This window comes from Kosakonia sp., assembly GCF_032052965.1.
In the GTDB taxonomy this organism is placed as follows: Bacteria; Pseudomonadota; Gammaproteobacteria; order Enterobacterales; family Enterobacteriaceae; genus Kosakonia.
The window spans coordinates 35,151-47,224 of the sequence record NZ_DAMBVN010000008.1; the positions used below are offsets into that span (position 1 = coordinate 35,151).

At 54.2% G+C, this 12,074-nt stretch carries 8 protein-coding genes; 3 read left to right on the forward strand and 5 right to left on the reverse strand.

The window, feature by feature from the left end; all coding sequences use genetic code 11:
* Positions 1 to 40: 40 nt before the first annotated feature.
* Both yhjD and RTX30_RS11890 read left to right on the forward strand, forming a co-directional pair.
* The gene (gene yhjD / locus RTX30_RS11885) at positions 41 to 1,072 is read left to right on the forward strand and encodes an inner membrane protein YhjD (RefSeq protein ID WP_312689987.1); all 1,032 of its coding nucleotides are present in this window, start codon (positions 41 to 43) and stop codon (positions 1,070 to 1,072) included.
* 272 nt (positions 1,073 to 1,344) lie between these two features.
* Positions 1,345 to 2,661: an MFS transporter gene (locus tag RTX30_RS11890; protein WP_312689988.1), complete on the forward strand. Its 1,317-nt coding sequence runs from the start codon at positions 1,345 to 1,347 to the stop codon at positions 2,659 to 2,661.
* 33 nt (positions 2,662 to 2,694) lie between these two features.
* On the opposite strand, the gene RTX30_RS11895 is transcribed toward RTX30_RS11890, so the two are convergent.
* Both RTX30_RS11895 and pdeH read right to left on the reverse strand, forming a co-directional pair.
* Positions 2,695 to 4,731 (reverse strand): AsmA family protein, encoded by a 2,037-nt coding sequence (locus RTX30_RS11895; RefSeq protein ID WP_312689990.1) that lies wholly within the window; start codon positions 4,729 to 4,731, stop codon positions 2,695 to 2,697.
* 64 nt (positions 4,732 to 4,795) lie between these two features.
* Positions 4,796 to 5,566 (reverse strand): cyclic-guanylate-specific phosphodiesterase, encoded by a 771-nt coding sequence (gene pdeH / locus RTX30_RS11900; protein ID WP_312689992.1) that lies wholly within the window; start codon positions 5,564 to 5,566, stop codon positions 4,796 to 4,798.
* A 231-nt stretch (positions 5,567 to 5,797) separates the two neighbouring features.
* Between pdeH and RTX30_RS11905 the strand changes: the two genes are divergently transcribed.
* The gene (locus tag RTX30_RS11905; RefSeq protein WP_312689994.1) at positions 5,798 to 6,727 is read left to right on the forward strand and encodes a sugar kinase; all 930 of its coding nucleotides are present in this window, start codon (positions 5,798 to 5,800) and stop codon (positions 6,725 to 6,727) included.
* Positions 6,728 to 6,811: 84 nt separating this feature from the next.
* Here the strand turns inward: RTX30_RS11905 and RTX30_RS11910 are convergent, their stop codons facing one another.
* The 3 genes from RTX30_RS11910 to hmsP form a co-directional block, all read right to left on the reverse strand.
* Positions 6,812 to 8,305: a pitrilysin family protein gene (locus tag RTX30_RS11910; RefSeq protein ID WP_312689996.1), complete on the reverse strand. Its 1,494-nt coding sequence runs from the start codon at positions 8,303 to 8,305 to the stop codon at positions 6,812 to 6,814.
* A 218-nt stretch (positions 8,306 to 8,523) separates the two neighbouring features.
* Entirely contained in the window at positions 8,524 to 9,810 is a 1,287-nt protein-coding gene (locus RTX30_RS11915) for a dicarboxylate/amino acid:cation symporter (RefSeq protein ID WP_312689998.1), read from the reverse strand.
* Between the two features lie 157 nt (positions 9,811 to 9,967).
* Positions 9,968 to 11,974 carry a biofilm formation regulator HmsP gene (gene hmsP, locus RTX30_RS11920; RefSeq protein ID WP_312690000.1) on the reverse strand — a complete coding sequence of 669 codons (2,007 nt, stop codon included), beginning with the start codon at positions 11,972 to 11,974 and terminating at the stop codon, positions 9,968 to 9,970.
* Between the last annotated feature and the right edge of the window lie 100 nt (positions 11,975 to 12,074).

The window sequence follows — 12,074 nt, forward strand, 5'->3', positions numbered from 1 at the left end:
TTCCAGTTACCTCACCTTCAGGAAAAGGAAAAACGACCTGATGACGCCGGAGAATCACGAAAAACGCCCGACGCAACATCTCGACTACGAACCCGTCAGGAAAATGACGGTGCCGCCGCCGGAAAAGGAACACACCGCCAGCCCGAAGGGCAACACCACGCTGTCGAAGCTGAATGATATGGTGCAAAAAATTCAGCGCTTTCCCGTTATCGCGCATCTGATCCGGGCCACGGAACGCTTTAACGACCGCATGGGGAACCAATTTGGCGCGGCCATCACCTATTTCTCGTTTTTATCGATGATCCCCATTCTGATGGTTTCTTTTGCTGCGGCAGGTTTTGTGCTCGCCTCACACCCGACGTTATTACAGGATATCTTCGACAAGATCCTAATGAGCGTCAGCGATCCGACGATGGCGGCGACGCTGAAGAACACCATTAATATCGCCGTGCAACAGCGCACGACGGTGGGCATTGTCGGGTTGGCCATTGCGCTCTATTCCGGTGTGAACTGGATGGGCAACCTGCGCGAAGCCATTCGTGCCCAGTCGCGTGATGTCTGGGAGCGCAATGCACAGGACCAGGAAAAAATCTGGGTGAAGTATTTCCGCGACTTTATTTCGCTGATTGGTCTGCTGATCGCGCTGGTTGTCACCCTGTCGATCACGTCCATTTCCGGCGCGGCACAGCAGCTCATCATCTCTGCGCTCTACCTGGATTATATCGAGTGGCTGAAACCGGCATGGCGGCTCATTGGCCTGGCAATTTCCATTTTCGCTAACTATTTGCTGTTCTTCTGGATCTTCTGGCGATTGCCGCGCCACCGCCCGCGCAGAAAAGCCCTGATCCGCGGCACCCTGATCGCCGCAGTGGGTTTTGAGGTGATTAAAATCATCATGACCTGGACCCTGCCATCGCTGGTGAAGTCCCCCTCTGGCGCGGCGTTTGGCTCCGTGCTGGGTCTGATGGCGTTCTTCTACTTCTTCGCCCGCCTGACACTGTTTTGCGCCGCGTGGATCGCCACTGCGCAGTACAAAGATGACCCGCGTATGCCAGGCAAAACCGATCGTTAAACGGGCTATCGGGCTGATCACAATTGCAATATTTCAGCCCGATCGGCTAATTCAGCATGAAAATCCAGACCGTAACTTTTATTTAACCAAAAACCAGTTTTATTCACTAATTTTGAAAATGTGTGAAGCATTTCATAGAAGATAAATCTCGGGTCTGAAAATTATCCGCTTTTTGCCTGTTTTTTGCTCGGCCCGCCATTTTGTTACAGATTGAAATGTCGCTTTTGCTGTGACTAATATGGTCGTTCGTTCGCCAAAAATAAGAAAATTCTATGCAAGCTACAGCTACAACATTAGACAATGAGCAGGAAAACCCACCGGTAAACTCACGTAATAAAGTCGTCGTCGCCTCTCTGATTGGCACCGCCATCGAATTCTTCGATTTCTATATTTACGCGACCGCGGCGGTCATTGTTTTCCCGCATATCTTCTTCCCGCAGGGCGATCCGACCGCGGCGACACTCCAGTCGCTGGCCACCTTCGCTATCGCGTTTATTGCCCGCCCTATTGGTTCGGCAGTATTTGGTCACTTTGGCGACCGCGTTGGCCGTAAAGTCACCCTCGTTGCGTCACTGCTGACGATGGGGATCTCGACCGTATTGATTGGCCTGCTGCCAGGTTATGAAACGATTGGCGTCATGGCGCCGCTGCTGCTGGCGCTGGCCCGTTTTGGCCAGGGCCTGGGGCTGGGCGGTGAATGGGGCGGCGCGGCGTTGCTGGCGACAGAAAATGCGCCACCGCGGAAACGCGCGCTGTATGGCTCCTTCCCGCAGTTAGGCGCGCCTATTGGCTTCTTCTTTGCCAACGGTACTTTCCTGCTGCTCTCCTGGTTGCTGACCGATGAGCAGTTTATGAGCTGGGGCTGGCGCGTTCCGTTTATCTTCTCCGCCGTGCTGGTGATTATTGGTTTGTATGTGCGTGTTTCACTGCATGAAACGCCGGTTTTTGCCAAAGTTGCCGCCGCGAAAAAACAGGTGAAAGTGCCGCTGGGTACGCTGTTAACCAAACATGTACGCGTTACGGTGCTGGGCACTTTTATCATGCTGGCGACCTACACCCTGTTCTATATCATGACCGTTTACTCGATGACCTACAGCACCTCGCCGCAGGGACTGGGACTGCCGCGTAACGAAGTGCTGTGGATGTTGATGCTGGCGGTCATTGGTTTTGGCGTGATGGTGCCGGTTGCGGGCTTGCTGGCGGATGCGTTCGGGCGCCGCAAAAGCATGGTGGCGATCACCGCAATGATCATTGTGTTCGCGTTGTTTATCTTCCCGCCGCTGCTCGGTTCCGGTAACCCGGTGCTGGTTATGGCATACCTGTTGATTGGCCTGAGCCTGATGGGGTTAACGTTCGGACCGATGGGGGCGCTGCTGCCGGAGCTGTTCCCGACAGAAGTGCGTTACACGGGGGCGTCTTTCTCTTACAACGTCTCGTCGATTCTTGGCGCGTCTGTTGCTCCTTACATCGCCACCTGGCTGCAGGCAAACTACGGTCTGTTTTATGTGGGGGTTTACCTGGCAGCGATGGCAACATTAACGCTGCTGGCGCTGCTGCTGACCCACGAAACCAGGCACCAGTCGCTGTAATGCGTTCGCCCTCTCCGGAGAGAGGGCGATAACTTAGCGCTTCATCTGCGACAAAATGGCCTGACACTGATTTTGCTCGCCTTCTGAAGGCGAGATCAACGCCAGCAGTGCCGCCGCCGGCGTGACCAGCGTCGCCAGCGCTGCGGCCACCGCACCACGCGCAATTAACGGCCCGGCTTTAACGCCCGCCTGCGGATTTTTAAAGCTGCCGCGCACATATAACGGCGAGCGCAGCGTCACAATCCGCACCCCTTTACTTTCCGGATCGATGGTCAAATCCAGCTGTTCAGAGGCGAAACGGGCAGTCCCGGTGATGTTAATCAGCGCGTTTTCCGTGTCAAAAGCGAAAATCTGCGGGCGCGCCACGCCCTGCACCAGGTCCAGATTGGCGGCTGCGCAGTTTACCCGCACTTCATCATCGCCGAAGATCTGCCCCACTACGTAGTTCCCCACATTCAGACCGAGGATCTCCATCAGGTTGCGGCTGACCAGACCGTCGTTCATTAGCAGTTTCACATTGCCGTTGCTGGTGCCGAGCAGCGCCGCCACCGAATTGCCCACCCCGCGAATATCGGCATCGCCGTTCATCTCGCCGAGCGTTTTTTGCATCAGTTCAACGTTGGGCATCAGTTCTTTAAGCTTCAGCCGGCGCGCCTGAATTTCCGCCCGTCCCTGCATCGGCTTTTTGTCGCCTTCAAGATGAACAGTGGAAGAGATGGTGCCCCCCGCTAGGCCAAACTTCAGTGGCTGCAGGCGCAGGTCGGCATTTTTTAACATCACGTGGGTGGAGAGATCGCTAATCGGCAGGGTTGAACCATGCTCAATACGGCGACCTTTAAAGCGCACATCGGCATCCATCACGTTCCATTTATCGGTTTCAAAGCGATCGTAGGGCAACACTTTGTCCGCCGGTTGTGGTGAGCTTTTATCTTTATTCGCCACCGTGCCTTTGCCGGAATCCACGCCAATCAGCGGCCCCAGATCGGCCAGCCGTAACTGACGTGATTCAACGTCCCCTTCCAGTTTCGGACGCGGCTTGCCAGTGGTGTAGCGCAGCGTACCGTGAATATCGCTGGCGCCAATGTGGCCATTGAAATCACGGTAATCGTACTGGGAGCTTTTTTCGTTATCGAGCTTCGCCACCAGGTGACCATCGGTTTCAAACGGTGGCGTATCCGGGAGCAGCACGCCGGTGAGGTCATACAGATCGCCAAGCGAATCACCGCCGAACTTCAGTTGCAAGTCAACGCCGCCCATCTTCAGCGGATCGGTTACCGTGCCGACAAACGCCACGCGGGTATTACCGGAACGAAAATCTGCCTGTACCGGGAAGGGGGTGTCATCACCGCGCAACGCCAGCATACCGCCGATCTTCCCGGAACCAGAGAGCGGTTGGCCGTTGTAGCGCCCCTTCGCCGTCAAGCCAAAAACATAATCGCCCGCTTTCACTTTCGCATCACTGTTACCGGTGACTTCGCTAAATGGCAGCGGTTTACCCAACGGATCGACGAGGATCGTTATATCGGAGCGGGTGACGCTATCGTCAATGACGATACGTCCGCGATCAAAAAGAATATTGTCGAGGCGGAAAGACCAGCCTGAAGGCTGCGCATTTGCGTCTTTGTTACCTTCGCTGGCGAGGGTAAATGTCCAGTTATTGAGGGTGTCTGAGCGACGGATCAGCCGGGCATCCGGTTGCTGGAGTTTGACCCAGGGCAGATAAACAGTTTTGGTCAGCAGTGAGAGCGGAGCCAGCGTGGCTTCCACGCGCGGCAGATGCACCATCGTGACTTCGGGAATATCCGGCGGGTTGCCAAGCATAATGTCATTGGCGTGAATATGCGGCCATGGTACCCAGCTACGCCAGCCTGGCTCTTCTTTTTGCCGTTCCCAGACCACGCCCAGATCGCCACGAATGGCAAACGGACGATTCAGCTCGACGGAGACTTTTTCATTGATGGTAGGTTTAAGGCGATTCCAGTCGAATGTGGCGATGATAATAATGGCAACCACAATCAGCAGCAGTAGCGTTGCAACGATGGCAATGATCGCTTTACTCGTTTTTGTCATTGTGCCTTTCCTTTTTAAGCCTTGCTTTCATAAAGATAGCTGAGGCTCAGGGAAAGGGCGGCGATTACAGCTCGAGTATCACGTGTTCAAGTCGGGTTAACGGAACCGGGCGAGAGAGAAAATACCCTTGAGCGGCAAAAGCGGGAGAGTCCTGCACATCACGCCACTCTTCCAGCGTTTCAACCCCTTCGACAATCACGCCCTGACAATAGCGGTTCATTAACTGCAACAGCAACGTGAACAAATTCTGCCCTTCCGGGGTTTTGCGCAGCATGATAAACAAGTCACGCGCCACTTTGATGTAGTCGTACCGGACTTCGCTCAGCGCAGAGAAATTCGCCATCCCGGTACCAAAGTCATCAAGCCACAGCGGACCGATTTCGCTAATTGAAGCGAATGTTGAATCCTGCGGCAATCGAATATGTTCAACCAGTTCAAAACGGATCCACGGCAGCGATTCCACCAGTGACATCAACTCATCTACCTGGCGCATTGCCAGCAGGGTCGGGCCATCAACATTCACCGACGCCAGCACATCGTTTTCGGCAAAAAATGCCTTTTGTTCCGCCAGCAGCGCCACTTGTTCATATACCACTTCCACGCGCTGACGCACCGGGACTTCTGAAAAGTAACGGTCCGGAGCAATGCGGGTTTCTGGCTGCGAGGGATGGGTAACAATGGTCAATACTTCAATAGCCATCAGGCGTCCATCTGTTTTGTAGATGGGCTGATAAGTATAAGCACGTTCGCATTGCAGCCAGTAACGCCGTTCCTGCAAGCTTTCGATGCTCGCCTCAGGAATACTGAGTTGCTGGATGACCTGCTTTAACTTCATTTCTGCTGTCCTGTCGATGGGATGACCTGGAAGAACTCGTCAAAGGGTTATCGGCGCTCCGTCTGATAACTTTATGTTCATGCAGGTTGCAAAATTAAAAAACGACACGGCGGAATATGCATGGAATACGCTTTAGCTCAAAAAAATACTGGAACGTTGTTTTAATATAGTTGACCACGAAACACCCACAACGCACACTATCGTTAATTCATCTGATTCAGGTTCACGACTATGTCCAGGAAAATTGCCATCATTGGCGAATGCATGATTGAGCTGTCACAAAAAGGCGACGATGTTAAGCGTGGCTTTGGCGGCGATACCCTTAACACCTCCGTATATGTTGCGCGCCAGGTCGACCCGGCGGCCCTGTCGGTGCACTATGTTACCGCGCTCGGGACGGACAGTTTCAGCCAGCAAATGCTGGGAGCCTGGCAGAGTGAAAAGCTGGATACCCGCCTGATTCAGCGAATGGAAAACCGTTTACCGGGCCTGTACTACATCGAAACCGATGAAACCGGCGAACGTACCTTTTACTACTGGCGTAACGAGGCTGCAGCGAAATTCTGGCTGGAGAGTGAGCAGGCAGACGCCATCTGCGAAGAGCTGGCGACCTTCGACTATCTCTATCTCAGCGGCATCAGCCTGGCGATTTTAAGCCCGAACAGCCGCCAGAAGTTGCTGTCATTGCTGCAGGAATGCCGCGCCAACGGCGGCAAGGTCATTTTTGACAATAACTATCGCCCGCGTTTGTGGAACAGCAAAGAAGAGACGCAGCAGGTATATCAGCAGATGCTGGCCTGCACCGATATTGCCTTCCTGACGCTGGATGATGAAGATTTGCTGTGGGGCGCTAAACCGGTAGAAGAGGTCATTGAACGTACGCAGCGCGCGGGCGTTGAGGAAGTGGTGATCAAACGCGGCGCAGACTCCTGCCTGGTTGCTATTACCGGTGAAGCGATAATTGAAGTACCGGCCGTGAAATTGCCGAAAGAGAAAGTGATTGATACAACGGCGGCGGGCGACTCCTTCAGCGCGGGCTACCTTGCCGTGCGTCTTACCGGGGGCGACGCCGCAGCAGCGGCGAAACGCGGCCACTTAACCGCCAGTACAGTGATTCAGTATCGCGGCGCGATTATTCCGCACGAGGCCATGCCAGACTGATTTTGTGCGTACGCACAGCAGTTATCGTGACGTACTCAAAACAAAAGGCCCGTATAAGCGGGCCTTTTTCATATCATGAGCAGATCATTGCTGCGGTGGAATATCTGAGACATCCGAATGGGTGTCATCGGCGGCGGCGGGCGCAGCAGACGCATCCGCGGGTGCCATCACGCCTTCCCACGTCGCCTGCAGATCCTTCATATTGAATTCCGGTTCCCCTTTCGGCTGCAGCAATATTAACGCCATATCCTGCGATAGTTGCTGATGCAGATCCCGGTTCAACATTTCCGGCGTCAGGCTTGCCAGGAACGCCTGGCGCAGTTTCTGATACTGTTCCGGGGCGATGTCCACCACCTGGTTTTGCAGCGAGCGCATTCTCTGGCTGATCAGAATGTCGGTCCCCGTGCGAGCATACGTGGCAAACAGTTTCTGTAATTCAAGGCTCTTCTGCGCAATCAACGCCTTGAACTCCTCTTCCGGCAACCCTTTTTCACGCACTTTCGCCAGTTCCCGGGCAATAACGCCTGCATTAGCATTCAGCTTGTCGTTCGGCGAATCGACATTAATGGCGCACTGGGCGCGCTGGAAAAGCACCCGGCATTCAAAGCTCAGGCCAATGTCTTTGGTGTTGTTGCGGGTCAGGTTTTGCTGAATATGCCAGAACAGCGCCTCGCGCGCTAAGTCCGCACGCCAGTAACGCTCCAGCGCCGAAGACTCACGGATCGGCTGCCAGGGCGAGTCCCACATAATCGACAACCGATCCTGTGTGACCGCGTCGGTCATCAGGCTTACCGGCTGGCGCGGCAGCGGCGACAATGTCGGCACCGGCGCAGGCGTATGGCGTTTCCCTTCTAACTCACCGAACGTCTTATTAATTTGCTCGGCGATAGCCCGGCTATCCACGTTGCCGACCACAATCAGCGTCATCGCGTCCGGGGTGTACCATTTTTCATAAAATGCTTTGACCTGTTCGGCATCGACCGGATCTTTTGGCGCGTCGGAGGGGTCATGCGCCAGCAGTGCGGAGCCTTTCAGACGGTACCGCCACGCGTTGTCTTTGGTGTCGGCAGGCCAGGTTGCGACCACATCATTGCTGGCCAGCGCATGGCTGACCGTTTCGGGTGTGATAGTGAGCTTACCGGCGGCGTCGGCCAGCCAGACCAGCGCTTCTTTCAGGAGATCGCTGCGGTTATTCGGCAGGCTCAGGCTGTATTGCGTAAAGTCGTAAGAGACGACAGCCGGAGGCAGTGGGTGCTTCGGATCGATGCCCTGCTGCCATAAAGAACGTACCTGCGCCGGTTCAAGTCGACCGCTATGGGTCAGCGCGATACGGGGAATAAAATGGTTGAATCCGCTCTGTTGTGTGCTTTCGGAGAGCGAGCCGGTATCAATAGACAGACGAATTTCAATACGATCGCTGGGGCGCTGCGGCGTGGCTAACACTTGCCACTTAAAACCATTCGCCAGTGTCCCTTGTTGCCACGCCGGGTCTGGCTGGAGCGCATCTGCCTGCACATAACCGACAGCCGCCAGCATCAGCAAACCGCCTGTTAACAATCGAATTTTTGTGCCCTGCATGTGAACCCCTAATCAACATTCCTGGTTAAAAAGTTAGCCCTCCAGGAGGAGGTCGAAAGATACATAAAAACACTTCGCTTTTAGACCACAAGAAACGCAAAACGTCTCACTGCGAAGTGAATTATCCCGAAAATTCATCATGAATGGCGTCGGTATCTGGGGGGATTATGCGCAGAAGCCCGCAGCCCGACAAGGGACTGCGGTCATAAGTAGTGAAATTATGAGGAAATTTCGTGGGTTTTCGTGCTGTCAGCACGATTATTCAGCGTATCGACGAGCTGTTTTTGGTCCAGCTCTTTCACCCATTTTGCGACGAAGATTGTCGCTACACCGTTACCGACCAGGTTGGTTAACGCACGCGCTTCAGACATAAAGCGGTCGATACCCAGGATCAGCGCAAGGCCCGCCACCGGCAAATGCCCAACCGCAGACAGCGTGGCCGCCAGCACGATAAACCCACTGCCAGTCACCCCGGCAGCGCCTTTCGAGGAGAGCAGCAGCACCACCAGCAGCGTAATTTGATGGAAGATATCCATCTGGCTATTCGTCGCCTGCGCGATAAAGACCGCCGCCATGGTCAGGTAAATGGAAGTACCATCCAGGTTGAAAGAGTACCCGGTCGGAATAACCAGCCCCACCACCGATTTGCGGCACCCCAGGCGTTCCATTTTCTCCAGCATACGCGGCAGCGCGGATTCAGATGACGACGTACCGAGCACAATCAGCAGCTCTTCACGGATATACCGGATAAATTTGAAGATGCTAAAGCCGGTTGCCCGCGCGATGCCACCCAGTACGACCACCACAAACAGAATACAGGTTACATAGAAGCAGATGATCAACTGACCGAGTTGCACCAGCGTGCCAACACCGTATTTGCCAATGGTGAATGCCATTGCGCCGAAAGCACCAATCGGGGCAAGACGCATGATGAAGTTGATGATACCGAAGATCACCTGCGAGAAACTTTCAATGACGTTGAAAATCAACTGGCCTTTATGGCCAAGGCGATGCAACGCAAATCCAAACAGCACAGCAAATAGCAGCACTTGCAGAATGTTGCCGCTGGCAAATGCGCCGATCACGCTGGAAGGAATAACATCAAGCAGGAACGCAATGACCCCCTGCTCTTTCGCCTGTTCGGCGTAAACAGCAACCGCTTTGGCGTCCAGCGTTGCGGGGTCCACGTTCATGCCCGCGCCGGGTTGCACCACGTTAACAATCACCAGGCCGATGATCAGCGCCAGCGTACTGACGATTTCAAAGTAAAGCAGCGCAACGGCACCAGTACGTCCCACCGCTTTCATGCTTTCCATGCCCGCGATGCCGGTAACAACCGTACAGAAGATGACAGGGGCAATGATCATCTTGATAAGCTTAACGAAGCCATCACCAAGCGGCTTCATTTGCGCGCCGAGTTCAGGATAGTAATGGCCAAGCAGGATACCGATAGCAATCGCCGTCAGAACCTGAAAGTAGAGACTTTTAAACAAAGAGGTTTTCATAAGGTGTCCTTGGATTAAACCTCAGGCTTAGTGGGGATTTTTACCTAGCCTGCGATTTAAAAATAACACCCGTCAAACATGACAGAAATAAACTTACATCATTTCTGAAACAACAATGTTAAAAAGTTTGAACTGACTCGCACAAGCCCATAACAATTTATTGTTTTTCAGCCTTATCCGTCGCGGCGAAATAGTGGCCTTCGAAAACCTCCGGCGTGGTCGCGCGGGCAAATAAAAAGCCCTGGGCCACATCCACACCCGCCTCTGCCAGCCAGCGTCGCTGCGCCTCGTTCTCCACCCCTTCGGCGATAATCTCCAGCCCGAGGCTGCGCGCCATGTGAATAATGGCCGACACCATGCTGCTGTCCTCCGGCAACCCTTCGACAAACAATTTGTCGATTTTCAACACATCCACGGGCAGCGACTTCATGTGCTGCAACTGACGCAGCCCGGCATACCCCATGCCGAAATCATCCAGGGCGATGCGCACCCCGGCATCACGCAATGGGCGAAGGATCGCGACCGCAGCCTGCGGATCGTCAATACGGCGGCTTTCGGTCACTTCGAGAATCAGGGTATTCGGTGCAATACGGTAGCGATGCAGTAATTCAAGCATGTCTGGCACCATATTTGGGTGCAGTAGCTGCAAGGCAGAAAGATTGACCGACAACGGCAGCATAATCCCGCGGGATTGCCACGCCGACAACAAACGGCAGGACTCTTCCAGAACCCAGTAGCCAACATTTATCATCAGGCCGCAGGCTTCCATGCGCTCGATAAGCCCGTCTGGCAAATCCCAGCGATTATCCGCTTGCTGCATACGCAGTAACACTTCGGCGCTCACCAGTTTGCCGGTCGTCATATCCACTTGCGGTTGCAGCCAGACGGCGAATTTGCCCTCATCGAGCGCGGTCAGAATATCGCTCTCCTCGGTTAAGCGCTGCTGCGCCAGTTCCATCTGCTCAGGGTCGAAAAATTGGATCTGGTTTTTGCCTTTGCGCCGGGCATTACGCGCTGCCGAAACCGCACGGCGGTAGAGCTGTTCCGCGTTCACTTCGCCATTGAACATGGCAACACCGATGCTGGCGGTCGGGCGCAGCTGAATTCCGTGCAGCGGCACGCGCTCATTCATAGCAGTGAGCACTTGCTGACCTAGCGTAATGGCATGCCACGGCGCCTTTACACCGTTGGCGATAATGGCAAAATCATAGCCGCTGACCTGCGCCAGTACGCTATCCGGCGACACTACGGATTTCAGCTTCTCCGCCAGCGTCAGCAACAACATCTCACGCTGGTTCTCCTGCAACACACCGGCAGTATCGTGCAACGTTTCGCAGGAGACGATCATCAAGGCCGTGGCCTGCTGGCGGGCAATTGCCTGCTCCAGTAACGCCATCAAAAAGGCTTTGTTCGCCAAACCAGATACCGGGAAATGGGTCGACTGAATATTTAACGCGTCATATTCACGCAACATAATCAGCTGGTTACGGTTGTAGCTACGCACCAGCATGCCAATTTCATCATCATGGTGATGCGCTGGCAGCGCCATCTGGTGGCCAATCCGCTCTCCGGCCGTCAGGTCGTTCAGCTCGCGCGCCATTTTACGCAGCGGATGTATCACCAGCCGGTTAACGCACCAGGAGATCGCCACGGTCAGCACTAACCAAAGCAGCAAGTAAGCAGTTACTAACGTTGAGAGCGTACTGATAACAAATTTATAGACGTGCCAGGAATCCGCCTGTAACACCAGATAAGCCAGCGGTTGGGGATTGGCCGGGCGCTCAAGGGAGTAAACAGGCAAGGAGATCTGGATCGGTAATTCGAAGAAGCGAGTGACCATCACCGGCACCGGGCGTTCCGGAATAAAGCGCACCCGCAGCGCCTGGAACTGATTCGGCAATACCACATCTGCGCGACTGACCACACCCGCCGGTTTAATCTGTTTGAGAATGGACTCCGCTTCAGGAATATCCGCCTTCAGAATTGCCGCAGAGAGCGGTTCACGAACAGAACGCGCAATACTTTCCAGTTGCGTGGCCGTGTAATAGCGATTCTGCTGTAAAAAGTGGAACAGCAAAATAACGCAAAAAATAAAAACAAATACCATCGACACGGCAGAAACCATGGCCATCTGTTTAATGGTTAAAGAACGGCTAACACGCAAAATCACTCTCCAGAGATACGATGAGCGCAGAGGAAATAAACGGCGAACTCTGCCGCCAGAGTATACTCGATCGCAACGCGCTTGAGACCAGCAAGCAGGC

Bases quoted from the DNA above. Each gene is read 5' to 3' on its own strand.
- yhjD (WP_312689987.1), top strand. From the start codon at position 41: ATGACGCCGGAGAATCACGAAAAACGCCCGACGCAACATCTCGACTAC.
- RTX30_RS11890 (WP_312689988.1), top strand. From the start codon at position 1,345: ATGCAAGCTACAGCTACAACATTAGACAATGAGCAGGAAAACCCACCG.
- RTX30_RS11895 (WP_312689990.1), bottom strand. From the start codon at position 4,731: ATGACAAAAACGAGTAAAGCGATCATTGCCATCGTTGCAACGCTACTG.
- pdeH (WP_312689992.1), bottom strand. From the start codon at position 5,566: ATGAAGTTAAAGCAGGTCATCCAGCAACTCAGTATTCCTGAGGCGAGC.
- RTX30_RS11905 (WP_312689994.1), top strand. From the start codon at position 5,798: ATGTCCAGGAAAATTGCCATCATTGGCGAATGCATGATTGAGCTGTCA.
- RTX30_RS11910 (WP_312689996.1), bottom strand. From the start codon at position 8,305: ATGCAGGGCACAAAAATTCGATTGTTAACAGGCGGTTTGCTGATGCTG.
- RTX30_RS11915 (WP_312689998.1), bottom strand. From the start codon at position 9,810: ATGAAAACCTCTTTGTTTAAAAGTCTCTACTTTCAGGTTCTGACGGCG.